This window comes from Streptomyces sp. NPDC002788, assembly GCF_053592115.1.
Map to the genome: position 1 here is coordinate 1 of NZ_JBSFVB010000024.1, position 23,987 is coordinate 23,987.

Annotated in this window: 19 protein-coding genes; 11 read left to right on the forward strand and 8 right to left on the reverse strand. The window is 70.7% G+C overall.

What is annotated here, in order from left to right; translation table 11 throughout:
- Nucleotides 1–196: 196 nt before the first annotated feature.
- Nucleotides 197–1,069 (reverse strand): 3-methyl-2-oxobutanoate hydroxymethyltransferase, encoded by an 873-nt coding sequence (gene panB, locus ACWD1U_RS33015; RefSeq protein WP_451113042.1) that lies wholly within the window; start codon nucleotides 1,067–1,069, stop codon nucleotides 197–199.
- A gap of 200 nt (nucleotides 1,070–1,269) precedes the next feature.
- On the opposite strand from panB, the gene ACWD1U_RS33020 reads away from it, so the two are divergent.
- From ACWD1U_RS33020 to ACWD1U_RS33035, 4 genes are all read left to right on the forward strand, one after another.
- Entirely contained in the window at nucleotides 1,270–2,871 is a 1,602-nt protein-coding gene (locus ACWD1U_RS33020) for an MFS transporter (RefSeq protein WP_451113043.1), read from the forward strand.
- 68 nt (nucleotides 2,872–2,939) lie between these two features.
- Complete coding sequence (locus ACWD1U_RS33025) at nucleotides 2,940–3,590, forward strand: TetR/AcrR family transcriptional regulator (protein WP_451113044.1); 651 nt, start codon at nucleotides 2,940–2,942, stop codon at nucleotides 3,588–3,590.
- Between the two features lie 177 nt (nucleotides 3,591–3,767).
- Nucleotides 3,768–4,820, forward strand: coding sequence for an endonuclease/exonuclease/phosphatase family protein (locus tag ACWD1U_RS33030; protein WP_451113045.1), 1,053 nt, complete (start codon nucleotides 3,768–3,770; stop codon nucleotides 4,818–4,820).
- Between the two features lie 135 nt (nucleotides 4,821–4,955).
- Nucleotides 4,956–6,173 carry an MFS transporter gene (locus ACWD1U_RS33035; protein ID WP_451113046.1) on the forward strand — a complete coding sequence of 406 codons (1,218 nt, stop codon included), beginning with the start codon at nucleotides 4,956–4,958 and terminating at the stop codon, nucleotides 6,171–6,173.
- 271 nt (nucleotides 6,174–6,444) lie between these two features.
- Here ACWD1U_RS33035 and ACWD1U_RS33040 read toward each other — a convergent pair whose 3' ends face one another.
- Together ACWD1U_RS33040 and glnA are read right to left on the reverse strand one after the other, a co-directional pair.
- A complete protein-coding gene (locus tag ACWD1U_RS33040; protein ID WP_451113047.1) occupies nucleotides 6,445–6,756 on the reverse strand; it encodes a hypothetical protein in 312 nt (103 codons plus the stop codon).
- Nucleotides 6,757–6,923: 167 nt separating this feature from the next.
- Nucleotides 6,924–8,285: a type I glutamate--ammonia ligase gene (gene glnA, locus ACWD1U_RS33045; RefSeq protein ID WP_369197339.1), complete on the reverse strand. Its 1,362-nt coding sequence runs from the start codon at nucleotides 8,283–8,285 to the stop codon at nucleotides 6,924–6,926.
- A gap of 621 nt (nucleotides 8,286–8,906) precedes the next feature.
- On the opposite strand from glnA, the gene ACWD1U_RS33050 reads away from it, so the two are divergent.
- The 4 genes from ACWD1U_RS33050 to ACWD1U_RS33065 all read left to right on the forward strand — a co-directional run bounded on the left by ACWD1U_RS33050 (nucleotide 8,907) and on the right by ACWD1U_RS33065 (nucleotide 14,124).
- Complete coding sequence (locus tag ACWD1U_RS33050; RefSeq protein ID WP_451113048.1) at nucleotides 8,907–9,572, forward strand: DUF3105 domain-containing protein; 666 nt, start codon at nucleotides 8,907–8,909, stop codon at nucleotides 9,570–9,572.
- Nucleotides 9,569–10,189, forward strand: a complete 621-nt coding sequence (locus tag ACWD1U_RS33055; protein ID WP_451113049.1) for a DUF305 domain-containing protein — start codon at nucleotides 9,569–9,571, stop codon at nucleotides 10,187–10,189. Before ACWD1U_RS33050 ends, ACWD1U_RS33055 begins: the two co-directional genes overlap by 4 nt.
- A gap of 159 nt (nucleotides 10,190–10,348) precedes the next feature.
- Nucleotides 10,349–12,292 carry a S53 family peptidase gene (locus tag ACWD1U_RS33060; RefSeq protein WP_451113050.1) on the forward strand — a complete coding sequence of 648 codons (1,944 nt, stop codon included), beginning with the start codon at nucleotides 10,349–10,351 and terminating at the stop codon, nucleotides 12,290–12,292.
- A 77-nt stretch (nucleotides 12,293–12,369) separates the two neighbouring features.
- Complete coding sequence (locus ACWD1U_RS33065) at nucleotides 12,370–14,124, forward strand: NAD+ synthase (protein WP_451113051.1); 1,755 nt, start codon at nucleotides 12,370–12,372, stop codon at nucleotides 14,122–14,124.
- 111 nt (nucleotides 14,125–14,235) lie between these two features.
- On the opposite strand, the gene ACWD1U_RS33070 is transcribed toward ACWD1U_RS33065, so the two are convergent.
- From ACWD1U_RS33070 to ACWD1U_RS33080, 3 genes are all read right to left on the reverse strand, one after another.
- Nucleotides 14,236–14,862 carry a glyoxalase gene (locus ACWD1U_RS33070; protein ID WP_451113052.1) on the reverse strand — a complete coding sequence of 209 codons (627 nt, stop codon included), beginning with the start codon at nucleotides 14,860–14,862 and terminating at the stop codon, nucleotides 14,236–14,238.
- A 69-nt stretch (nucleotides 14,863–14,931) separates the two neighbouring features.
- Nucleotides 14,932–15,381, reverse strand: a complete 450-nt coding sequence (locus ACWD1U_RS33075; protein ID WP_451113053.1) for a VOC family protein — start codon at nucleotides 15,379–15,381, stop codon at nucleotides 14,932–14,934.
- 22 nt (nucleotides 15,382–15,403) lie between these two features.
- Nucleotides 15,404–15,916, reverse strand: coding sequence for a pyridoxamine 5'-phosphate oxidase family protein (locus ACWD1U_RS33080; RefSeq protein WP_451113054.1), 513 nt, complete (start codon nucleotides 15,914–15,916; stop codon nucleotides 15,404–15,406).
- Between the two features lie 159 nt (nucleotides 15,917–16,075).
- Here ACWD1U_RS33080 and ACWD1U_RS33085 point away from each other — a divergent pair, with 159 nt between their 5' ends.
- The gene (locus ACWD1U_RS33085; protein ID WP_451113055.1) at nucleotides 16,076–19,084 is read left to right on the forward strand and encodes a bifunctional [glutamine synthetase] adenylyltransferase/[glutamine synthetase]-adenylyl-L-tyrosine phosphorylase; all 3,009 of its coding nucleotides are present in this window, start codon (nucleotides 16,076–16,078) and stop codon (nucleotides 19,082–19,084) included.
- An 87-nt stretch (nucleotides 19,085–19,171) separates the two neighbouring features.
- Here ACWD1U_RS33085 and ACWD1U_RS33090 read toward each other — a convergent pair whose 3' ends face one another.
- Together ACWD1U_RS33090 and ACWD1U_RS33095 are read right to left on the reverse strand one after the other, a co-directional pair.
- A complete protein-coding gene (locus tag ACWD1U_RS33090; RefSeq protein ID WP_451113056.1) occupies nucleotides 19,172–20,068 on the reverse strand; it encodes a phosphatase PAP2 family protein in 897 nt (298 codons plus the stop codon).
- A gap of 93 nt (nucleotides 20,069–20,161) precedes the next feature.
- Nucleotides 20,162–21,196 (reverse strand): LacI family DNA-binding transcriptional regulator, encoded by a 1,035-nt coding sequence (locus ACWD1U_RS33095; RefSeq protein ID WP_451113057.1) that lies wholly within the window; start codon nucleotides 21,194–21,196, stop codon nucleotides 20,162–20,164.
- Between the two features lie 392 nt (nucleotides 21,197–21,588).
- Here ACWD1U_RS33095 and ACWD1U_RS33100 point away from each other — a divergent pair, with 392 nt between their 5' ends.
- Together ACWD1U_RS33100 and ACWD1U_RS33105 are read left to right on the forward strand one after the other, a co-directional pair.
- Complete coding sequence (locus ACWD1U_RS33100; RefSeq protein WP_451113058.1) at nucleotides 21,589–22,857, forward strand: extracellular solute-binding protein; 1,269 nt, start codon at nucleotides 21,589–21,591, stop codon at nucleotides 22,855–22,857.
- Nucleotides 22,858–22,975: 118 nt separating this feature from the next.
- Nucleotides 22,976–23,980, forward strand: coding sequence for a carbohydrate ABC transporter permease (locus ACWD1U_RS33105; RefSeq protein WP_451113059.1), 1,005 nt, complete (start codon nucleotides 22,976–22,978; stop codon nucleotides 23,978–23,980).
- The last annotated feature ends 7 nt before the right edge of the window (nucleotides 23,981–23,987 follow it).

The window sequence follows — 23,987 nt, forward strand, 5'->3', positions numbered from 1 at the left end:
CCTGGCACCGCGCCTCGCCGCGTTGCCGAAATGCCCAGGTAGCTCCGCTACCAGGGCACTCCGGCGCCTTGCGATGCACGGCACCAGGCCACGCGACCTGATCGGACGCTCATAGTGCAAGGACCCCTTAGGCGCAAAAGGGGACAGCCCGTCGACGGGGGACGATCGACGGGCTGTCCGTGGTACCGCTATGGCCTCAGTGGACGGAGTGCTCCTCCTGCGGGAACGTTCCGCCGACGACGTCCTCGGCGAACGCCTTCACCGCGTTCCCCATCACCTCACGCAGGTTCGCGTACTGCTTCACGAACTTCGGTACGCGCCCACCGGTCAGACCCAGCATGTCGGTCCACACCAGCACCTGCGCGTCGGTCTCGGGGCCCGCCCCGATCCCCACCGTCGGGATGTGCAGCACCCGCGTCACCTCGGCGGCGAGTTCCGCGGGGACCAGCTCCAGGACGACCGCGAACGCCCCGGCGTCCTGCACGGCCTTGGCGTCCCGCAGCAGCTGCTGGGCGGCCTCCTCGCCCCGCCCCTGCACGCGGTAGCCCATCGCGTTGACCGACTGCGGGGTCAGGCCGATGTGCGCCATGACCGGGATGCCGGACTCGACGAGCAGCCGGATCTGCTCGTGCGACCGCTCGCCGCCCTCCAGCTTCACGGCCTGCACGCCCGCCTCCTTCACCAGCCGGGTCGCCGAGCGCAGCGCCTGCACCGGACCCTCCTGGTAGGAACCGAAGGGCAGGTCGCCGACGATCAGGGCGCGCGAGGTGCCCCGTACGACCGCCGCCGACAACATGGTCATCTCGTCGAGGGTGACGGGCACGGTCGTCTCGTACCCGAGGTGGCAGTTGCCCGCGGAGTCGCCGACGAGCATCACCGGGATCCCGGCCCCGTCGAAGACGGACGCGGTCATCGCGTCGTACGCGGTGAGCATCGGCCACTTCTCGCCGCGCTCCTTGGCGGCGGCGATGTCGCGCACGGTGATACGGCGGGTTCCCTTGCCCCCGTACAGGGCCTTGCCGCCGTCGGAGGGCTGCTGAGCCGTCTGGGCAGCCGGAAGCTGCGTCATTGCACGCTCCTAACACGTCATCTCGAGGCGCCCTGACGGCGTCCCCGGACCACGTCCATGGTGGCACCTCGTGCCACAGAGGGCTAGGGGAGGCCCCGTGAGTTCCGCCCAGGCTCCGCGGGCGGTTGCCGCGTAAGATCCGGGTAAGAGTATTCCAATACGAGACGGTATCGTATCGAAATGGACCTAGGCTCGCACCCATGACTACTCCTGCCGCCCCGGCCGCCCCCACCGGCCCGCGCATACCGGAAGCGGTGCACCGGCGCCGCTGGGCGATCCTCGGCGTGCTGATGCTGAGCCTGCTGATCGTCGTCCTCGACAACTCGATCCTCAACGTCGCCATCAAGACGATCTCCACGCCCGCCCCGACCGGCCTCGGTGCCACGCAGAGCGAGCTGGAATGGGCGATCAACGCCTACACCCTCGTCTTCGCGGGCCTGCTGTTCACCGCCGGACTGCTCGGCGACCGGCTGGGCCGCAAGAAGGTGCTGCTCGGCGGCCTCGCCGTGTTCAGCATCGGCTCCGCGTTCGCCGCGTTCTCCGGCTCGCCGGGCGAGCTGATCAGCTTCCGGGCCGTGATGGGCCTGGGCGCCGCGTTCGTCATGCCGGCCACCCTCGCCGTCCTCATGAACGTCTTCGAGCGCGAGGAGCAGCCGAAGGCCATCGGCATCTGGGCGGGCGGCGTCGGACTCGCCATCGCCATCGGGCCCATCACCGGCGGCGTGCTGCTCGACCACTTCTGGTGGGGCTCGGTCTTCCTCATCAACGTGCCGATCGTGCTGCTCGCGCTCGCACTGATGCTGTGGCTGGTCCCCGACTCCCGCGACCCGAACCCGGGCCGCCTCGACCCCGTCGGCGTGGTGCTGTCCGTCGTCGGCCTGGTGCTGCTCGTCTACGGCATCATCAAGGGCGGTCAACTCGCCGACTTCACCGACGTCACCGTGCTGTCGACGATCGGCGCGGGCATCGCCGTACTCGTCGCGTTCGTCGTGTTCGAGAAGCGCAGCGACCACCCGTCCATCGACGTCACGTACTTCAGGAACAAGGTCTTCTCGGCCGCCATCGGTGCCATCGCGCTGGTCTTCTTCGCGCTGATGGGCGTGACCTTCTTCTCCGTCTTCTACACGCAGAGCGTGCGCGGCTACTCGCCGCTGCAGACGGGTCTGCTGATGCTGCCGCTGGCCGCCGCCCAGATGATCTTCGCGCCGCGCGCCCGGCTGGTGGTGGACCGCTTCGGCAACAGGGCCACGACCACGGCCGGCATGCTCGTCATCGCCGCCATGCTGGCCGCGTTCGCCACCCTGGGAGCCGACACGCCCATCTGGGTCATGGAAGTGATCTTCTTCCTCATGGGCGCCGGCATGGCGCACATCATGACGCCGGTCAGCGTCGTCATCATGCAGGCCCTGCCCCGCGAGAAGGCCGGCTCCGCATCCGCGCTCAGCAACACCTTCCGGCAGGTCGGCGGCGCCCTCGGCATCGCCGTCCTCGGCTCGGTGCTGTCCACGGCGTACCGCACGGGCGTCGAGGACGAGCTCGGCACCCTGCCCCCGGCCCTGCGCCACACCGCGGGGGAGTCCATCGAGGCCACACTCGGCATCGCGGCGAAGCTCGGCCCCGAGGGCAAGACGCTGGTCACCCCGGCCTACGACGCGTTCCTGCACGCGATGCACGTCACAGCCCTGTGGGGCGCCGGCGTCGCCCTGATCGGCGCGGTCGTCGTGGCCCTGTTCCTGCCGGGCAGGCAGCCGGCACCCCAACGGGACGAGGACGAGAAGGAGTTGTCGCGCACGGGGTCGTGACCCCGGGAGAATTCACTGCCCGCCCCAGCCAGCAACGGTCTTCACCGGCCAGGAAAGGACGCAGCGACGTGAGCCTCGCCGAACGGCAGCCACCGCACGACGGACCCGCCAGGGGCCGCCCCAGAAGCGAGGCCGTCGAGCGCGCCATCATCGAGGCCGTGATGAAGCTCCTGGAGGAGGGCGTGCCCCTCGCGGAGCTGTCCATCGAGCGCATCGCCCGCACCGCCGGCGTCGGAAAGGCCACCATCTACCGTCGCTGGAGCGGCAAGGAGGAACTGTTCGTCGACGTCGTTCGCTCCGCCGAACCGCCCGACCCGCCGCTCCCCGGCACCTCCATGCGCGACGACCTCGTGGTGCTGCTGGAGCAGGTGCGCCGGCGCGGCCTGGCCAACCGCTCGTCGGCGATCCTGCACAGCGTGCACGCCCAGATCAAGAGCAGCCCGAAGATCTGGGCGGCCTACCACGCCACCGTCGTCGCGCCGCGCCGCCGGCTCGGCATGGAGGTCCTGCGCCGCGGCCAGGAGAGCGGTGAACTGCGCACGGACGTCGACGTCGAGCTGCTGAACGACCTGTTCGTCGGGCCGATGCTCGTGCGCTCCCTCCTGAACCCGGACGCCGACCTCCCGGACGGCCTCGCCGAACAGGTCGTCGACACGCTGCTGGAAGGGCTGCGCCCCGGCAGCTCACCACCCGTCAGTCCGCTTTCCCCCCGGCCCTAGTGTGCGCGTTTCGTCACAGAGCGCGCTTTCGGCGGGTGTGACCGGAACTTGCCGCAGGTACTCCGACGTCATCGCCCCCGTACGGCCGTCGAGGGACGGCGGGAACGGAACGGATCATCCCCTAGGGTCGTAAGGCACGGGGGCGATGGTGTGCACGGCGGGCAGTGAGGCGACGGTATGGCGCAGCAGGCGTACATGACGGAGACGGACAACGGCGGCTCGGGGCCCGAGCACCGGGGAACTCGGCTTCGGCGCCTGCTCGACCGGCTGACCGGCGGCTGGCGCGGCGACCCACGGATCTGGCGGCGCGGCCTGATCGTGGCCGGGTGCGCGGTGCTGCTGGCCGTGATCATGCTGCTGCACGCGCAGATCCCGAACACCATCGGCAACCTGGGCAGCCTCATCGAGACGTTCCTGCCCTGGCTGGGGCTCCTCGTCCCGGTACTGCTGCTGCTCGCCGTGGTCCGCAAGTCCGCGCCCGCGCTGATCGCCGTGGTGCTGCCGGCGCTGGTCTGGCTGAACCTCTTCGGCGGCCTGCTCAGCGACAAGACGGCGTCCGGCGGCGACCTCACCGTGGTCACGCACAACGTCAACGCCGACAACCCGGACCCGTTCGGCACCGCCCGCGACGTGGCCGCCTCCGGTGCGGACGTGCTGGCTCTGGAGGAGCTGACCCCGAACGAGGTCCCGACGTACGAGAAGGCGCTGGCGCCGACGTACCGCTACCACTCGGTGCACGGCACGGTCGGAGTGTGGAGCAAGTACCCGCTGACCGATGTGCGGGACGTCGACCTCGACATGGGCTGGACGCGCGCGATGCGTGCCACCGTGACCGCACCGGCCGGACAGGTCGCGGTCTACGTCGCCCATCTGCCGTCGGTGCGCGTGAAGATGGAGGCCGGGTTCACGGCCCGGCAGCGCGACCGCAGCGCCGAGTACCTCGGCGAGGCCATCGCCCGCGAACCCCTGCGGAACGTCGTCCTGCTCGGCGACCTGAACGGCACCATGAACGACCGCGCCCTGAACGCCGTCACCTCCCAGATGCGCTCCACCCAGGGCGCGGCCGGCGACGGCTTCGGATTCAGCTGGCCCGCGTCGTTCCCCATGGCGCGCATCGACCAGATCATGGTCCGGGGCCTGCAGCCGGAGAGCTCGTGGACCCTCCCGCAGACGGGCAGCGACCATCTGCCGGTCGCGGCCCGTGTGAAGGTCGCCACAACCGGATCCTGAAAACCCCAGGTCAGGACCTTCTCGCCAGAATCCGGCCACCGGGGCTTCACCTCGCGGAATAGTGAGCCTGCGAGACTTTGTTCCGTACTTGAACATAAGGCGTACGGATACCCAGCAAGTCTCGAAAGGTTCTTCATGCCCCTGGCCCTGCTCGCCCTCGCCGTGGGTGCCTTCGGCATCGGCACCACCGAGTTCGTGATGATGGGGTTGCTGCCCGATGTCGCGGACGACCTGAACATCTCGATACCCAGCGCCGGCCACCTGGTGTCGGCGTACGCGCTGGGCGTCGTCATCGGAGCCCCGCTGCTGGCCGCGGTCACCGCCAAGATGTCCCGCCGCACGGTCCTCATCAGCCTGATGGGGCTGTTCGTCGTGGGCAACGCCCTGTCGGCCCTCGCGCCCGACAACGGCTGGCTGCTGGCCGCCCGCTTCCTGAGCGGTCTGCCGCACGGCGCCTTCTTCGGCGTGGGTGCCGTCGTGGCCACGAACATGGTCGCCCCCGAACGCAAGGCGCGTTCGGTCTCGCTGATGTTCCTCGGCCTGACCGTCGCGAACGTCGCGGGCGTCCCGGTCGCGACCCTCATGGGTCAGCACCTCGGCTGGCGGGCGACCTTCCTCGGCGTCAGCGCCATCGGCCTGGCGGCGATCGCCGCGCTCGCGTTCCTCATCCCGCACGACCACGAGCACGCCACAGCGAACGGCCTGCGCGGCGAACTCGCCGCCCTGCGCTCCGTCCCGGTCTGGCTGTCGCTCGGTACGACCGTCGCGGGCTTCGGCGCCCTCTTCGCGGCCTACAGCTACATCACCCCGATGCTCACGGACGCCGCCGGCTACTCCGAGGCCAGCGTCACCCTGCTGCTGGCGCTGTTCGGTGTCGGCGCCACCGTCGGCAACCTGCTCGGCGGTCGTCTGGCCGACCACTCCCTGCGGGGCACGCTGTTCGGCGGCCTGACCTCGCTGGTGGCGGTCCTGACGCTGTTCCCGCTCCTGATGCGCACGGAGCTCACCGCCGCCGTCGCCGTGGTCCTGCTCGGCATGGCGGCCTTCGCCACCGGCTCCCCGCTCCAGCTGATGGTCATGGAGAAGGCCTCCTCGGCCCCGTCCCTGGCCTCCTCGGCCAACCAGGCCGCCTTCAACCTGGCCAACGCCGGCGGCGCCTGGATCGGCGGCCTCGCCCTGGCCGCGGGCCTCGGCGTCACCTCCCCGGCCCTTGCGGGCGCGGTCCTGGCCGTCCTCGGCCTGGGGGTGGCGGCGCTGGCCGCCGCGGTGGACCGGCGCCGGGCTCCGGTCGCCGGGCGCGAGCGGGTCGTGGCGAGCCATGTCCCGCAGGAGGCGGAGGCAGTGCGCCACTGACGGCTTCCGCACACGGCAGTTCGTGGGATCGGCTTCCCACGGGCTGCCGTTCCGTTCGTCGGGGAGTCCGGCGCCGTGTGGCGACGACCGCCGATCGGCGAATCCCGGTTGCCGGCACTCCTCCCCCCGGCCGACCGCCGGGCGAACAGGGAGGCCTGACGGGGCTGACCGCGCAGGAGTCGGTGTCGGACTCGACGGTGGCGGCGCGGTCGTCAGGTGAGCGGAGCACTGCTCGCCGGGGAGGGTCGAGACGCTCCTTGCGTCACACGCCTCAGAACCCGGCCATGGACTTGTCGAGCACGCCCCCCAGCGCGCCGTAGAAGCTGCACCGGAGGGAGTGCCGCGCCTTGCGGCGGATGCGGATTCCGGCGAGGACCGAGAGCGCGAAGAGCCCGCCGAGGGCCAGCGCCACGACCGGGTTGTAGACGACGTACGCGAAGCAGGCGACGCCGCACCAGACCAGGAGCGGCACGAAGGAGCCACGCAGCACCGTCCCAAACGTGACCCGGACCGCTCCCGGCGGCAGCACGCGTTCGTTCCACACCGCGATGTGGTTCCTGGTCACACAGTTCTCAGGACGCATGGAGCGATCACACACCACCGTGCCGGGGCCGGCACAGTCACCCGCCGACCCCGTCCGCCGTGGCACGAGGTCACCAGGGCCACCGGCATCAGCCGGACCGCCTCGCGGCCCCACCGTGTGGGGCCGCCGCTTCCCGAGGCGCGGCCCAGACGGTACCGGCCGCCCCCTTACAGCACCGGCAGACTCTTCCGCAGCTCGAACGCCGTGACCTCCGAGCGGTACTCCTCCCACTCCTGCCGCTTGTTGCGCAGGAAGAAGTCGAACACGTGCTCGCCGAGGGTCTCGGCGACGAGGTCGCTGCGTTCCATCAGGGTCAGGGCCTCGCCCAGGTTCTGGGGGAGCGGCTCGATGCCCATCGCGCGGCGCTCCGCGTCGGAGAGGGCCCAGACGTCGTCCTCGGCCCCCGGCGGGAGCTCGTAGCCCTCCTCGATGCCCTTCAGGCCGGCGGCGAGCAGGACGGCGTAGGCGAGGTAGGGGTTCGCCCCGGAGTCCAGGGAGCGGACCTCGACCCGGGCCGAGCCCGTCTTGCCGGGCTTGTACATCGGCACGCGGACCAGCGCCGAGCGGTTGTTGTGACCCCAGCAGATGTAGGACGGGGCCTCGCCGCCCGCGCCCGCCGTGCGCTCCGCGCCGCCCCAGATGCGCTTGTAGGAGTTGACCCACTGGTTGGTGACCGCGGAGATCTCCGCGGCGTGCCGCAGCAGGCCCGCGATGAAGGACCGGCCCACCTTGGACAGCTGGTACTCCGAGCCCGACTCGTAGAAGGCGTTGCGGTCGCCCTCGAAGAGGGAGAGGTGGGTGTGCATGCCGGAGCCCGGGTGCTCGGAGAACGGCTTCGGCATGAACGTCGCCTGCACGCCCTGCTCCAGCGCCACCTGCTTCATGACCAGGCGGAACGTCATGACGTTGTCGGCCGTGGACAGCGCGTCCGCGTAGCGCAGGTCGATCTCCTGCTGGCCCGGCGCGCCCTCGTGGTGGGAGAACTCGACCGAGATGCCCATCGACTCCAGCATGGTGATCGCCTGGCGGCGGAAGTCCATGCCGACGTTGGTCGGGGTGTGGTCGAAGTAGCCGGAGTTGTCGGCGGGCGTCGGGCGGCTGCCGTCCAGCGGCCGGTCCTTCAGCAGGAAGAACTCGATCTCCGGGTGGGTGTAGAAGGTGAAGCCCAGGTCGGAGGCGCGGGCCAGGGCGCGCTTGAGCACGTAGCGCGGGTCGGCGAAGGACGGGGAACCGTCCGGCATGAGGATGTCGCAGAACATGCGGGCCGTCCCCGGGGCCTCCGCACGCCAGGGGAGGATCTGGAAGGTCGACGGGTCCGGCTTGGCGATCATGTCGGACTCGTAGACCCGGGCGAAGCCCTCGATCGCGGAGCCGTCGAAGCCGATGCCCTCGTCGAAGGCCTGTTCCAGCTCGGCCGGGGCCACGGCGACGGACTTGAGGAAGCCCAGCACGTCCGTGAACCACAGGCGTACGAACCGGATGTCGCGCTCCTCCAACGTCCGGAGTACGAACTCCTGCTGCTTGTCCATCTTCCGCTTCCCCATCCTTGCTGGTCAGGCCGCCTGTCTTCCGTACCACGGGAGGCGGTCGGGCACCTGAGCATCCCACCACACGAGCATTTCGTACGCGTTGCGGACCATGATCGCCCGGCCGGCCCGGGTCCGAACGCCTCGCGTACGGCGGGTGAACTGCTCTTCCGCCCATAGTGCCTGCTCGCACCGGTATCCGTAATGGCCGGTCCGCTTCGCCGCCCGACCCGCTCAAATTTTCCATCCGGATGCAACCGATGAGCGTGCGCGCAGTCGAGCCCGGAGGAGCCCCGTTGCGGAGCCGGACGCCCGGCGGGCACCCGGCGGGCACCCGCTCCGGCCTGGCCGACCTCGCCGACGCGCTCTCATCGCCCCAGGGCACGTGCGGGTACGTGTGCGGACCGCTGCCGTTCCGCGGGCGGTGCGGGCCCGGCATGATCGACAAGGGCGTGGCACCGGCCGGTAACCACAGCAAGGGCCCGCCCCGGGACTCCCAAGCGTTCGCGCAGCTGTCGGTGCCGTATCGATTCGGCCCATTCCGGCGGCCGCTCTACGAGGCGCCCCGTGTCCACCATTACGATCAGCTCACCCGACCGTCACTTTTCCCACGAAGGACACCTCATGGGCTCCGCCAACAAGAGCAGCACGGCACGCAAGGCGCGAATAGAGGAGATGCGGCGCGCCGAGCGGTCCCGTGAGCGCCGCAACCGGATCCTCACCATCGTGGCCGCCGTAGTGATCGTCAGCGGCCTGGTCGTCGGCAGCGTCGTGCTCGTGCGGTCCCAGGACGACAAGGGCAGTGACACCGCGGCGAGCGACTCCTCGGCCAAGGGCACGTTCGTCACCGGGAAGGACGGCGTGAAGACCTGGAAGGGGAAGCTGTCCCGCAACCACGTCACCAAGGCCGTGAAGTACGCCTCCGAGCCGCCGGTCGGCGGCGACCACAACCCGGTCTGGATGAACTGCAACGGCGACGTCTACACCGAGGAGATCGACAACACCAACGCCGTGCACTCCCTGGAGCACGGCGCGGTGTGGGTGACGTACAACGCCGACGCGAAGAAGGCCGACGTCGAGGCGCTCGCGGCGAAGGTGAAGAAGACGCCGTACACGCTGATGAGCCCGATGGACGACCAGAAGGACCCGATCATGCTCTCGGCATGGGGCCACCAGCGCACCGTGACGGGCGCGAAGGACCCGGACGTCGACAAGTTCTTCGAGAAGTTCGTCCAGGGCGAGCAGACCCCCGAGCCGGGCGCCGCCTGCACGAACGGACTGTCGAAGTGAGGCAGGTAGGCCTGATCGCCGGGGCCGCGGTGACGGCGCTCGTCGCGACCGGGGCGATCACCTACGCCGTCGCCGGGGACGACGGCAGCGGCAGGACTCCCTCCGCCGAGTCCGCTGACGCCGGGTTCGCGCGGGACATGGCGGTGCACCACCAGCAGGCCGTGGAGATGTCGTACATCGTGCGCGACCGCACCGACGACGAGGAGGTGCGGCGCCTCGCTTACGACATCGCGCAGACCCAGGCCAACCAGCGCGGCATGATGCTCGGCTGGCTCGACCTGTGGGGCCTGCCGAAGGTGTCCTCCGAGCCGCCGATGAGCTGGATGGGCATGGGCGGCATGGCCTCCGGCAAGGACGGCGCGCTGATGCCCGGCATGGCGACCAACACCGAGATGAAAAAGCTCGGCGAACTCAGCGGGAAGCAGGCGGAGATCTACTACCTGCGGCTGATGACGGTCCATCACGAGGGCGGCATCCACATGGCCGAGGGTTGTGTGGAGAAGTGCACGGTCGGGGTGGAGAAGCGGCTCGCGCAGGGCATGGTGGACGCCCAGCAGTCGGAGATCAATCTGATGGCGGATCTGCTCAAGGCGCGCGGTGCCGCGCCCCGTCCGTAGGGCGTAAGCCTCAAATCGCCCTGCATCATGGCTCCTTGGGCTTCTCTTGGCCCGGCTGGGGCGCTTCTTGGGTTCCGTATTCCCCTTGCATGAACGGTTCATCGCGAGAGTGACGACCGTCGAGTGATCGACTCGCGAACGAACCGCACAGGGGGTTCCATGAGATCCAACCGCGCCACGATGCGCGCCGGGGTGAGTGTGGCAGCGACACTGCCGATGCTCGCGGGCGCGCTGGCGCTCGGTGTACCCGCGGCTCACGCCGCAAGCCACCCGGTCCGCGACCTGCTCGCCGGGACCAGGCCCGCGTGGGCCACGGCCAGGGCCGACGAGGGCGCCACCTCCGACGGCGCCCGGGTCACGGCCCGGGTCTACCTCGCCGGCAAGGACGCCGCCGGCCTCGCCGCGTACGCGAGGGCCGTCTCCGACCCGAAGTCGCCCGCGTACGGCAAGTACCTGACCGCCCAGCAGGCGCAGGCCCGCTTCGGCGCGACCGAGGCCCAGGTGGCGGCCGTGAAGTCCTGGCTGACGGCCGCCGGCCTGAAGGTCACCGGCGTCACGCGGCACTACGTCTCCGCCACCGGTGACGTGGCCGCCGCCGAGAAGGCGTTCGGCACCCAGCTGCACAACTTCGCCAAGGGCTCGAAGACCTACCGCGCCCCGGCGAGCACCGCCTCCGTGCCGGCGGGCCTGGCCGACGCCGTCCTGACCGTGACCGGCCTGGACAACGCCCCCCACATGGCCACGCACGACGACCAGCTCCCGCCGCCGGACACCGTGTTCCGCAACGCCGGGCCGTTCTCCTCGTACTACGGCTCGAACACCGCGAGCACGCTGCCCACCGCGTACGGCAAGCACATCCCCTACGCGGTCAAGGGCTACACCGGCAAGCAGCTGCGGGCCGCGTACGGCGCGGGCACCCGCACCGGCAAGGGCGTCCGGGTCGCCATCACGGACGCGTACGCCTGGCCGACGATCGCCTACGACGCGGGAACCTACGCCGGCAAGCACGGCGACGCGGCGTGGAAGACCGGTCAGCTGCACCAGGTACTGCCCAAGGAGTACACGGACACCAAGGCGTGCTCGGCTTCCGGCTGGTACGGCGAGGAGACCCTGGACGTCGAGGCCGTGCACGCGGTCGCGCCGGCCTCGGACGTCACCTACGTCGGCGCCGCGTCCTGCAACGACAGCGACCTGCTCGACGCGCTCGGCAAGGTCGTCGACCACCACCTGGCCGACATCGTCTCCAACTCCTGGGGCGAGGTCGAGGCGGCGCAGACCCCCGACCTCGCGGCCGCCTACGACCAGGTCTTCCAGCTCGGCGCGGTCGAGGGCATCGGCTTCTACTTCTCCTCCGGCGACGACGGCGACGAGGTCGCCAACTCCGGGACGAAGCAGGTCGACTCCCCGGCCGACTCGGCGTGGGTCACCGCCGTCGGCGGCACCTCGCTCGCCGTCGGCAAGAACGACACGTACCTCTGGGAGACCGGCTGGGGCACCGACAAGGCGAACCTGTCGGCCGACGGCAAGACCTGGACCGACTTCCCCGGCGCCTTCACCTCCGGCGCGGGCGGCGGCACCAGCAGGACGGTGGCGGAGCCCTCGTACCAGAAGGGCGTCGTGCCGGGCGCGCTGGCGAAGGCCAACAGCGCGGACGGCAACCGCGTCGTGCCGGACATCGCGGCGATCGCCGACCCGAACACCGGCTTCCTGGTCGGCCAGACCCAGACCCTGCCGGACGGGAAGACGCAGGCGTACAGCGAGTACCGCATCGGCGGCACCTCGCTCGCGGCGCCGACGATCGCGGCCATCCAGGCCCTGGCCCAGGAGGCCCGCGGCGGCGAGGCGATCGGCTTCGCCAACCCGGCGATCTACGCCAAGGCCGGCTCGAAGGTCTACCACGACGTCACCGACGACCCGACGGGCTCCGGCCTGGCCGTGGCCCGCGTCGACTTCGTGAACGGCTACGACGCCACCGGCGGTCTCGCCACGTCCGTGCGCAGCCTGGGCAAGGACAGCTCGCTCGCGGCCGTGAAGGGCTACGACGACGTCACCGGCGTGGGCACGCCCGCGAACGGCTACGTCGAGTCCTACCGGCGACGCTGACCTCCGCATGGGCACCGGGGTGGTGTGGGGTGACCCACACCACCCCATTGCGTCGCTCTGACGATTACACTGACCTCGTGCCTCAACTACGTCTCGCCCTGAACCAGATCGACTCGAGCGTCGGCGACCTCGCCGGGAACGCCGAGTCGATCGTCCGCTGGACCCGGCACTCCGCCGAGCAGGGAGCGCATCTCGTGGCGTTCCCGGAGATGGTGCTGACCGGGTATCCCGTCGAGGACCTGGCCCTGCGGTCGTCCTTCGTGGAAGCCTCCCGGGCGGCCCTGCGCACTCTCGCCGCGCGCCTGGCCGACGAGGGCTTCGGAGAGCTGCCGGTGATCGTCGGCTACCTCGACCGCTGCGAGACCGCCCAGCCGAAGTACGGCCAGCCGGCCGGCGCGCCGCAGAACGCCGGAGCGGTGCTGTACGGCGGCGAGGTGGTCCTGAACTTCGCCAAGCACCACCTGCCGAACTACGGCGTCTTCGACGAGTTCCGCTACTTCGTGCCCGGCGACAGCATGCCGGTGCTGCGCGTCCACGGCGTGGATGTCGCCCTGGCCATCTGCGAGGACCTCTGGCAGGACGGCGGCCGTGTCCCCGCGGCCCGCTCCGCCCGGGCGGGCCTGCTGGTCTCGATCAACGCCTCCCCCTACGAGCGCAACAAGGACGACACGCGGCTGGAGCTGGTCCGCAAGCGGGCCCAGGAGGCCGGTTGCACCACGGCGTACCTCGCCATGATCGGCGGCCAGGACGAGCTGGTCTTCGACGGCGACTCGATCGTCGTCGACAAGGACGGCGAGGTCGTGGCGCGGGCGCCGCAGTTCTCCGAGGGCTGCGTGGTCCTGGACCTGGACCTGCCGGCGGCGACCCCCGACGCCCCGACGGGCGTGGTCGACGACGGCCTGCGCATCGACCGGGTGGTGCTCTCACAGGACCCGCTGCCTGGATACGAGCCGGAGCTCACGGGCGGCTACGCGGACCGCCTGGACGACGACGAGGAGGTCTACTCGGCGCTCGTCGTGGGCCTGCGGGCGTACGTCGCCAAGAACGGCTTCACGTCGGTCCTGATCGGCCTGTCGGGCGGCATCGACTCGGCGCTGGTCGCCGCGATCGCGTGCGACGCGGTGGGCGCGCGGAACGTCTACGGCGTGTCGATGCCGTCGAAGTACTCCTCGGGCCACTCCAAGGACGACGCGGCCGAACTGGCCCGCCGCACGGGCCTGAACTACCGCACGGTCGCCATCGAGCCGATGTTCGACGCGTACATGGGCTCACTGGGCCTGAACGGTCTGGCGGAGGAGAACCTGCAGTCGCGCCTGCGCGGCACGCTGCTCATGGCGATCTCCAACCAGGAGGGCCACATCGTCCTGGCCCCCGGCAACAAGTCGGAACTGGCGGTCGGCTACTCCACGCTCTACGGCGACTCGGTCGGGGCGTACGGCCCCATCAAGGACGTCTACAAGACGTCGATCTTCCGCCTGGCCGAGTGGCGCAACCGGGCCGCCCGCGAGCGCGGCCAGACCCCGCCGATCCCCGAGAACTCCATCACCAAGCCCCCGAGCGCGGAACTCCGCCCGGGCCAGGTCGACACGGACTCGCTCCCCGACTACCCGGTACTGGACGCGATCCTGGAGCTCTACGTCGACCAGGACCGGGGCGCCGACGAGATCGTCGCGGCCGGTTACGACCGGGCGCTGGTCACGAAGACCCTGCGCATGGTCGACACGGCCGAGTACAAGCGCCGGCAGTACCCGCCGGGGACGAAGATCTCGGCGAAGGGCTTCGGGAAGGACCGGCGGCTGCCGATCACGAACCGCTGGCGGGAGTCGGTCTGACGGCTCCCCTCGGGGGCATCACCGTGCGCCTGCCCCGCCCGCGCGGGACCCGCCCGGCGGTGGCGGGCGCAGGCTCCCTCCGGCGGTGCGGGCGTGCGCCCGCGCCGCCGGTCACAGCGACGCGGTCTCCGACGCCGTCGTCCACTCGAATCCGTCCGGGTCGGTGAACGGCCCGGCCTCGCCGCCGATCACCAGCCGGTGCGATCCGGTGCCGTCGGGAGAGACGCCGGCGACCTTGGCCAGGCCGCGGCGCTTGTACAGGGCCAGCTTGACGGGACCCGCCCCGGCGGCGAACTCGACGTACTTGCTGCCGAAGCTCTTCGCCACGGCGAGCCCCCGACCGACGTAGAACTGCTTGCTGGCCTTCACGTCCTCGACGCCCAGCAGCAGCACGAACTCCTCGATCCGCCGGGTCGCCGGGCCGGTGTTCTTCTTCGACGACGAGGCGATCTGCCAGATCGTCCCGTCCGGGGCCTGGACGACGCCCCCGTAGCCCCACAGCGACCTGGCCGCGGGCTTCAGCGTCGTGGCTGAGGCGGCCACGGCCGCCTCGGCGAGGGCGTCGACATCGGCCGGCTGCGACACCAGGAGCGACAGCGTGAACCCGCGGAAGCCGGACGTCGGTGCCTCCGAGGCCCGCAGACGCAGCCGGTCGTCCAGGCCGAAGGCGGTGGAGTAGAAGCGGTCGGCGGCGGCCGGGTCGGCCACCTCGAGGGTGACGGATGCGGGGGAAGTCATGACAACGACGCTAGCCGCGGCGCCGGGACCCGGCTTCTCGATTCCTGACCGGAACAGCCCTGGGAAGGGTCAGCCCGCCTGCTGCCGCTTCAGATTCGCCAGCAGCACGTGCAGCGGCTCCGTCGCCCGCCTGCGGTACTCCTGCACCGCCCAGCCGTTCCCGTCCGGGTCCCGGAAGTGCATGAACGTGGCACCGTCGTCCGGCGCGTACTGGACCGGTTCCGAGATGTCGAGGCCGCGGGCGACCAGTTCCGCGTGGGCCGCCTTGATGTCGGCCACGCACAGTTGCAGGCCCTGGTAGCTGCCGGGGGCCGGCGTCGGGCCCGGGGTCATCTCCCAGACCGACTCGCCCAGGGCGATCGAGCAGCCGGACCCCGGAGGGGTCAGCTGGACGATGCGCATACCGGGCATGACCTCCTGGTCGATGTCCACGTGGAAGCCGACCCTGTCCCGGTAGAAGTCCCGGGCGCGGTCGACGTCGGTCACGGGCAGCGGGATGACCTCGAGGGTGATGTCCATGGCGAGACTCCTTCGTCCGGCGTCATGCGAACCGCCACCTCGTCTGGCTGAACGGCTCCCCCTTACCGAAGCCGAAAGCGGTGCGCGGCGCCACCGAGTAGACGGCCGCGCGGCCCGCACCGTGGCGGAAATGGCCATCCCGTACCTCGTAGTGCCAGGAACTGCCGTACTTCGTCTCCCACGCGGCGGCCAGCTCCCGTAGCCGGGCGTCGTCGGTGACACGCCTCGCCTCGCCCTCCACGACCAGGTCGTAGCCCCTGTTCCAGGTGTTCGTCCCGGTCGTCAGCACGACGTGGGGGTTCTCCGCGAGGTTCCTCGCCTTCCGTTCGTCCGGGCCCGTGCAGAAGTGCAGGGCGCCGTCCGACCAGACGGCCGGCAGCGGGGTGACGTGCGGGCGTCCGTCCGGCCGTACCGTCGTGATCCAGAACAGCTCCGCCGCGCTGAGCCGCGCCTCGGCGACCCGCCAGTCCGTCGCGGTGGCCGTCTCGTCGCTGTAGCGCCGGTCGAGACGGGTCTGCGGGTGCGTGGTGGTCATGAGCGTCCTCCCGACCTCTGCTCGTCCTCTGCTCCTCCTCATGCAGACCCCGTCCGCCCCTAGAACTCATCGGCGCTTCTCCCCGCCTCTCCGGTTAGGCTCGAAGCCTTACGACCTTGATCCGATGGACGTCCGAGGAACAGTGCGAGGGAGGCCCGGATGGCGGCGGTGCCGGGGCGCAGGAGCAGCACCTTCACACGGCTGCTGCGGCACGGTTTCACCGACGCCTCCGCCGCCGAGCGGCTCCTGGACAGCATCGAGCTCGCACCCCTGCGCGACGACCCGGTGCTGCTGGAGGCGCTGGGGTCCACCGCCGACCCCGATCTCGCCCTGCTCGGGCTCGTCCGGCTGCTGGAGGCCCAGCCGGACCCCGGCGCCCGCCGGGAGCTGCTCGACACGCTGATCGCGGCCAAGCCGCTGCGCGACCGGCTGCTCGGCGTGCTCGGCGCCTCCACCGCCCTCGCCGACCACCTCGCCCGGCACCCGGGCGACTGGCAGGCGCTCGTGACGTACGAGTCGCGGGACCTGCACCCCGGGCTGGAGGAGTTCGAGGCCGGCCTCGCGGAGGCCACGGATCCGGTCTCCCTGCGCGTCGCCTACCGGCGCTGCCTGCTGTCCATCGCCGCCCGTGACGTGTGCGGCACCACCGGTGTCGCCGAGTCCGCCGCCGAACTGGCCGACCTCGCCACCGCCACCCTGCGCGCCGCCCTCGGCATCGCCAAGGCGTCCGCGCCCGAGGACGACGCCCTGTGCCGGCTCGCCGTCATCGCCATGGGCAAGTGCGGCGGCCACGAGCTGAACTACGTCTCCGACGTGGACGTCATCTTCGTGGGGGAGGCCGTCGAAGGGGCCGACGAGACCAAGGCCGTCCGTGCCGCGACCCGGCTCGCCTCCCACATGATGCGGATCTGCTCGGAGACCACGGTCGAGGGCTCCATCTGGCCCGTCGACGCCAACCTCCGCCCCGAGGGCAGGAACGGCCCGCTCGTGCGGACCCTCTCCAGCCACCTCGCCTACTACCAGCGCTGGGCCAAGACGTGGGAGTTCCAGGCGCTGCTCAAGGCCCGCCCGGTGGCCGGCGACCTCGAGCTCGGCGAGGAGTACGTCGCCGCCGTGCAGCCGCTGGTGTGGAAGGCCGCCGAGCGCGAGAACTTCGTCCCCGACGTGCAGAAGATGCGTCGCCGGGTCGTGGAGAACATCCCCGCCGCCGAGGTCGACCGCCAGCTGAAGCTGGGGCCGGGCGGCCTCCGGGACGTCGAGTTCGCCGTGCAGCTGCTCCAGCTGGTGCACGGCCGGACCGACACCTCCCTGCGCAGCGGCACGACCCTCGACGCGCTCAGGGCTCTCGCCGCCGGGGGCTACGTGGGCCGCGCCGACGCCGCCCAGCTCGACGAGGCCTACCGCTTCCTGCGCTCCATGGAGCACCGCATCCAGCTGTTCCGGCTGAGGCGGACGCATCTGGTCCCCGAGGACGAGGCCGAGCTGCGGCGCATCGGCCGCTCCCTCGGCCTGCGCACCGACCCGGTCGCCGACCTGCACCGCGAGTGGCGGCGGCACGCCACGGTCGTACGCCGGCTGCACGAGAAGCTGTTCTACCGGCCGTTGCTCGACGCCGTCGCCCAACTCGCCACCGGCGAGGCGCGGCTGAGCACCGACGCGGCCCGTGAACGCATGGTCGCCCTCGGCTACGCCGACCCGGCCTCCGCCCTGCGTCACCTGGAGGCCCTGGCCTCCGGCGTCACCCGCAAGGCCGCCATCCAGCGCACCCTGCTGCCCGTCCTGCTCGGCTGGTTCGCCGACTCGGCCGATCCCGACGCGGGCCTGCTGAACTTCCGCAAGGTGTCCGACGCCCTCGGCAAGACGCCCTGGTACCTGCGGCTGCTGCGGGACGAGGGCGCCGCCGCGCAGAACCTGGCCCGGGTGCTGTCCGCCGGCCGGCTCGCGCCCGACCTGCTCATGCGCGCCCCGGAGGCGGTCGCGCTGCTCGGCGACGGGGACGGCGGCGGGCTGGAGCCACGGCCGCGCGCCCACCTGGAGCAGGAGATACTCGCCGCCGTGCGCCGGGCCGACGGGGCCGCCCAGGCCGTCACGGCCGCGCGTGGCGTGCGCCGCCGCGAGCTGTTCCGTACGGCGGCTGCCGACATCGTCGGCTCCTACGGCACCGAGGAGCAGCCCGCCGAGGCCGACCAGGGCGCCCTGGTGGACCGGGTCGGGGGCGCGGTGTCGGATCTGACCGCCGCGACCCTCGCCGGCACGCTCCACGCGGTCGTCCGGGACGGCTGGGGCGACAGCCTGCCCACCCGGTTCGCGATCATCGGCATGGGCCGCTTCGGCGGCCACGAACTGGGCTACGGCTCCGACGCGGACGTGCTGTTCGTGCACGAGCCGCGCGACGGCGTCGACGAGCGGGAGGCCTCCCAGGCGGCCGGCAAGGTCGTCTCCGAGATGCGCCGCCTGCTCCAGATCCCCAGCGCCGACCCGCCCCTGCTCATCGACGCCGACCTGCGTCCGGAGGGCAAGTCCGGGCCGCTCGCGCGGACCCTCAAGTCGTACGAGGCGTACTACCGCCGGTGGTCCCTGACCTGGGAGTCGCACGCGCTGCTGCGGGCCGAACCCGTCGCCGGGGACGAGGATCTCGGCCGCCGCTTCGTCGAGCTGATCGACCCGCTGCGCTACCCGGCCGACGGGCTCGGCGACGAGGCCGTCCGCGAGATCCGGCGGCTGAAGGCCCGTATGGAGTCCGAGCGACTGCCGCGCGGCGCCGACCCCAAGTTGCACGCCAAGCTCGGACCGGGCGGTCTGTCAGACGTCGAGTGGACCGTGCAGCTCATGCAGCTGCGGCACGGCGCGGAGGAACCGGGCCTGCGCACGACCCGGACCAGGGAGGCCCTGGCCGCCGCCCGCACGGCCGGGCTCATCACCGACGAGGACGCCGAGATCCTCGACGAGGCCTGGGTCCTCGCCACCCGCGTCCGCAACGCGGTGATGCTGGTACGTGGCCGGGCCGCCGACACCTTCCCCTCAGACCCGCGCGAACTGGCCGCTGTGGGGCGGTACTTGGGATACGGCCCCGGCCATGTCGGCGACATGCTCGACGGATACCGGCGCACGGCACGCAGGGCCCGGGGCGTGGTGGAGGAGCTGTTCTACGGGGTGACCGAGCGCTAGGGCCAGTCGTGCGGTTCTCCTCGCCCGGGCCGGTCGGTTCGCTGCTGACGGTGACGGCCGGGCACGTGGCGTATCGAGGCCGGTGACTCAGCCCTCGGTCCGTGCCAACGCTCTGCCCTTCCTCTGGGGCTCGCTCGCCTCCCGGGACTCGCCCGGCCGCCGCCCCGGCACCGCCCTCGGCAACGCGTACGGCTGCCTCCCGTACCAGAGGCACGCCACCGCGAAACCGAACGCCAGGCACAGCACGCCACCGACCGCATCCAGCCAGAAGTGGTTGGCCGTGGCGACGATGACCACCAGCGTCAGCGCCGGGTACAGCAGACCCACCACCCGCACCCAGGGAATCGCCGCCAGGGCGAAGATCGTCAGGCCGCACCACACCGACCAGCCGATGTGCATCGACGGCATCGCGGCATACTGGTTGGACATGTGCTTCAGGTCGCCGGACGCCATCGAACCCCAGGTCTGGTGCACCATGACGGTGTCGATGAAGTCGCCGCCGTTCATCAGCCGCGGGGGCGCCAGCGGATACAGGTAGTAACCGACCAGGGCGACGGCGGTGGCCGCGAACAGCACCAGCCGTGTTGCCGCGTAGCGGCCGGGATGGCGACGGTACAGCCAGACGAGCACACCCAGCGTGACCACGAAGTGGAGCGTCGCGTAGTAGTAGTTCATGCCGATGATGAGCCAAGTCACCGAGTTCACGGCGTGGTTGACGGACTCCTCGACGGCGATGCCCAGCTGGTGCTCGACCCGCCAGATCCAGTCGGCGTTGCGCAGCGCCTCGGCCTTCTGCTCCGGCACGGCGTTGCGGACGAGCGAGTACGTCCAGTAACTCACCGCGATCAGCAGGATCTCGAACCAGAACCTGGGGCGGCGCGGGGTGCGCAGCCGGCGCAGCGGACCCGGCCCGGTCTCGCCCGTGGCGGAGTGCGGAAGGGCCGTTTTCCGGCCTTCCAGCGTCGTCACGGTCGTGTCACCCATAGGCACAGAGTTTGCCAGAAAAGGACTTCCCCACCGATCATCCCGCGACCCGGTCCCGGCCGCATGTTCTCCGGCGGTCCCGGGCCGCGGACCTCAGGAGCGACCGCGTTCCCCAGGTGCCGAGGCGGTCGAGCCGCGGACCACCAGTTCCGGCATGAACACGAACTCGCTGTGCGGTGCGGGCGTCCCGCCGATCTCCTCCAGCAACGTGCGCACGGCAGCCTGGCCCATCGCCGGGACCGGCTTGCGGATGGTTGTCAGCGGCGGGTCGGTGAAGGCGATCAGCGGGGAGTCGTCGAAGCCGACCACGGAGATGTCCTTCGGCACGTCCAGACCGCGCTGCCGCGCCGCCCTGATCGCGCCCAGCGCCATCATGTCGCTGGCGCACACCACGGCCGTGCAGTTCCGCTCCATCAGGGCCGTGGCCGCGGCCTGGCCGCCCTCCAGGGTGTAGAGGGAGTGCTGCACCAGCTCCGTCTCCACGGTCTCGGCGCCCAGGCCCAGCCGGTCCTGCATGCAGCGCACGAACCCCTCGATCTTGCGCTGCACCGGCACGAACCGCTTGGGCCCGAGGGCCAGGCCGATACGCGTGTGCCCCAGGGACACCAGGTGCGTCACCGCCAGGCTCATCGCCGCGCGGTCGTCGGGAGAGATGAACGGCGCCTGCACCTTCGGCGAGAAACCGTCGACCAGCACGTAGGGCACGCCCTGGGCGCGCAGCCGGTCGTAGCGCTGCATGTCGGCGGTGGTGTCCGCGTGCAGTCCGGAGACGTAGATGATGCCGGCGACCCCGCGGTCCACGAGCATCTCCGTGAGCTCGTCCTCGGTCGAGCCGCCCGGGGTCTGGGTGGCCAGCACCGGCGTGTAGCCCTGCCGGGTCAGCGCCTGGCCGATGACCTGGGCCAGGGCCGGGAAGATCGGGTTCTCCAGCTCCGGGGTGATCAGGCCCACCAGGCCCTCGCTGCGCTGCCGCAGACGCACCGGGCGTTCGTAACCGAGCACGTCGAGGGCGGCCAGCACGGACTGGCGGGTGGTGGCGGCGACGCCCGGCTTGCCGTTGAGGACGCGGCTGACGGTCGCTTCGCTCACCCCCGCCTGCGCGGCGATGTCGGCAAGCCGTGTGGTCACAGGACCGGACTGTAGCGGCCGGGATGCTGCTTGCACACCGACGGGACGCCTGGTGCGCGCCGTCGCGCGGCCCGCTGCGGGTTGCTGGGTCATCGCGGTCCCTCGAAGTCGTGTCGGCGTCCGGTCCCGCAACGGATGATTCCCCCGACGGAAACGGATGGCAAGTGCTTGCAGAGTCTTGCACAGCTGTCCCACTCCCCATCGAACAGCAGGAAATACGGGCTCCGGGGAGTCCGAGGAGAGGTCACGGCGGAATAACCATCCGTACCTCTTGCAACTTTTTGCTGCAAGGTCTTTCGCGACGCCTCGCGGCGCGGCTAATCTCACCGACGCCCGGCGGCCGACGACGCAGTCGGCAGCACCAAACGGGCTTTCACCCTCAAGGAGAACTCATGCGGCGTGGCATAGCGGCCACCGCGCTGGTGGCGTCCCTCGCCCTGGCGGCGACGGCGTGCGGCGGGAGCGACAGCGGCGACGAGGCCGACGGCCCGGTCACCATCACCTGGTGGGACACCTCCAACGCCACCAACGAGGCGCCGACGTACCAGGCCCTGGTCGAGGAGTTCGAGGCAGCCAACAAGGACATCAAGGTCAACTACGTCAACGTCCCCTTCGACCAGGCGCAGAACAAGTTCGACACCGCCGCCGGTTCCAAGGGCGCCCCCGACGTGCTGCGCTCCGAGGTCGGCTGGACCCCGGCCTTCGCCAAGAAGGGCTTCTTCGCGCCGCTGGACGGCACCGAGGCCCTCGCCGAGCAGGACGAGTTCCGGCCCAGCCTGATCGAGCAGGCCAAGTACGACGGCAAGACCTACGGCGTCCCCTTCACCACGGACACCCTCGCCCTCGTCTACAACAAAGCCCTGTTCGAGAAGGCCGGCGTCGAGGCCCCCAAGACCTGGGACGACCTGAAGAAGGCCGCCGCCACCATCAAGGACAAGACCGGCGTCGACGGCTACTGGGGCTCCACCCAGGGCTACTACGCCCAGACCTTCCTCTACGGCGAGGGCACCGACACCGTCGACGTCGACGCCAAGAAGATCACCGTCACCTCGCCCGAGGCCAAGAAGGCCTACGGCACCTGGAAGAGCCTCTTCAGCGGCAAGGGCCTGCACAAGGCCGACACCACCGCCGAAGCCTACGCCCACATCCAGGAGGCGTTCGTCAGCGGCAAGGTCGCCTCGATCGTCCAGGGCCCGTGGGAGATCACCAACTTCTACAAGGGCTCCGCCTTCAAGGACAAGAACAACCTCGGCATCGCCACCGTCCCGGCCGGCTCCACCGGCAAGGCGGGCGCCCCGACCGGCGGCCACAACCTCTCGGTGTACGCGGGCTCGGACAAGGCCCACCAGGAGGCCTCGCTGAAGTTCGTGAAGTTCATGACCTCGGCGAAGGCCCAGGAGACCATCGCGCTGAAGAACTCCACACTCCCCACCCGCGAGGACGCCTACACCGCGAAGGTCAAGGCAGACCCCGGCATCGCCGGCTACCAGGGCGTGCTGTCCTCCGCCCGGCCGCGCCCGGCCCTGCCCGCGTACAGCTCCCTGTGGGGCCCGCTCGACGACGAGCTGATCGAGATCGCGGGCGGCAAGGAGTCCCTGGACAAGGGCCTCGGCGACGCCGAGATCGCCATCGCCAAGCTGGTGCCGGACTACAGCAAGTGACCGCCGCGTGGCCGCCGGATCCCCTGTCGACGGGGGAGGGGGTCCGGCGGCCACCGGTCCGCGCCTGGACCCGGGCAGCTCCCTTTGAACTTCTTGAACTTCCAGAAGGTGTCGAACCATGACAGTCGTCATCGACCGAGCGACCGGCAAGCGGCGCGGTGAGCGGGAACCGCGACCCGGGCCGGGCCGGCGGCTGAAGAACGGCTTCCACAAGCACTGGTACGCCTACGCGATGATCGCCCCGGTGGCGGTCGTCCTCGGGGTCCTCGTGCTGTACCCGCTGGCGTACGGCCTGTACCTCACGTTCACCGACGCCACCAGCCTCAACACCGCCCGCACGATCGGCGTCAACCACATCGACGCCACCTACAAGTTCATCGGTCTGGACAACTACGCCGACATCCTGTGGGGCCCGACGGCGTACGACCGCTTCTGGTCGCACTTCCTGTGGACGGTCTTCTGGACGGCGGCCTGCGTCGCCCTGCACTACGGCATCGGTCTCGGCCTCGCCCTGCTGCTCAACCAGAAGCTGCGCGGCCGCACCCTCTACCGGCTGATCCTGGTGCTGCCCTGGGCGGTGCCGACCTTCGTCACCGTGTTCGGCTGGCGGTTCATGCTGGCCGACGGCGGCATCATCAACAGCGGCCTGGACTTCCTGCACCTGCCGACGCCGCTGTGGCTGGAGGACACCTTCTGGCAGCGGTTCTCCGCGATCATGGTGAACACCTGGTGCGGTGTGCCGTTCATGATGGTCTCGCTGCTCGGCGGCCTGCAGTCGATCGACGCGAGCCTGTACGAGGCCTCCGAGATGGACGGCGCGGACGCCTGGCAGCGCTTCCGGTACGTCACCCTGCCCGGCCTCAGGTCCGTCAGCACCACCGTCGTCCTGCTCGGCGTGATCTGGACGTTCAACCAGTTCGCCATCATCTTCCTGCTGTTCGGCAACTCCGCGCCCGACGCGCAGATCCTCGTGACCTGGGCCTACCACCTGGGCTTCGGGCAGCAGCCGCGCGACTACGCCCAGTCCGCGGCGTACGGAATCCTGCTGCTGTCCCTCCTGATCGTCTTCACCTCCTTCTACCGCCGCTGGCTGAACCGCCACGAGCAGCAGCTCGCGATCTGAGGCAGGA

What these genes read in the sequence shown, in the direction of transcription:
- panB (WP_451113042.1), bottom strand. Translation starts at nt 1,069, where the DNA reads ATGACGCAGCTTCCGGCTGCCCAGACGGCTCAGCAGCCCTCCGACGGC.
- ACWD1U_RS33020 (WP_451113043.1), top strand. Translation starts at nt 1,270, where the DNA reads ATGACTACTCCTGCCGCCCCGGCCGCCCCCACCGGCCCGCGCATACCG.
- ACWD1U_RS33030 (WP_451113045.1), top strand. Translation starts at nt 3,768, where the DNA reads ATGGCGCAGCAGGCGTACATGACGGAGACGGACAACGGCGGCTCGGGG.
- ACWD1U_RS33035 (WP_451113046.1), top strand. Translation starts at nt 4,956, where the DNA reads ATGCCCCTGGCCCTGCTCGCCCTCGCCGTGGGTGCCTTCGGCATCGGC.
- ACWD1U_RS33040 (WP_451113047.1), bottom strand. Translation starts at nt 6,756, where the DNA reads ATGCGTCCTGAGAACTGTGTGACCAGGAACCACATCGCGGTGTGGAAC.
- glnA (WP_369197339.1), bottom strand. Translation starts at nt 8,285, where the DNA reads ATGGACAAGCAGCAGGAGTTCGTACTCCGGACGTTGGAGGAGCGCGAC.
- ACWD1U_RS33050 (WP_451113048.1), top strand. Translation starts at nt 8,907, where the DNA reads ATGGGCTCCGCCAACAAGAGCAGCACGGCACGCAAGGCGCGAATAGAG.
- ACWD1U_RS33060 (WP_451113050.1), top strand. Translation starts at nt 10,349, where the DNA reads ATGAGATCCAACCGCGCCACGATGCGCGCCGGGGTGAGTGTGGCAGCG.
- ACWD1U_RS33070 (WP_451113052.1), bottom strand. Translation starts at nt 14,862, where the DNA reads ATGACTTCCCCCGCATCCGTCACCCTCGAGGTGGCCGACCCGGCCGCC.
- ACWD1U_RS33075 (WP_451113053.1), bottom strand. Translation starts at nt 15,381, where the DNA reads ATGGACATCACCCTCGAGGTCATCCCGCTGCCCGTGACCGACGTCGAC.
- ACWD1U_RS33080 (WP_451113054.1), bottom strand. Translation starts at nt 15,916, where the DNA reads ATGACCACCACGCACCCGCAGACCCGTCTCGACCGGCGCTACAGCGAC.
- ACWD1U_RS33085 (WP_451113055.1), top strand. Translation starts at nt 16,076, where the DNA reads ATGGCGGCGGTGCCGGGGCGCAGGAGCAGCACCTTCACACGGCTGCTG.
- ACWD1U_RS33090 (WP_451113056.1), bottom strand. Translation starts at nt 20,068, where the DNA reads ATGGGTGACACGACCGTGACGACGCTGGAAGGCCGGAAAACGGCCCTT.
- ACWD1U_RS33100 (WP_451113058.1), top strand. Translation starts at nt 21,589, where the DNA reads ATGCGGCGTGGCATAGCGGCCACCGCGCTGGTGGCGTCCCTCGCCCTG.
- ACWD1U_RS33105 (WP_451113059.1), top strand. Translation starts at nt 22,976, where the DNA reads ATGACAGTCGTCATCGACCGAGCGACCGGCAAGCGGCGCGGTGAGCGG.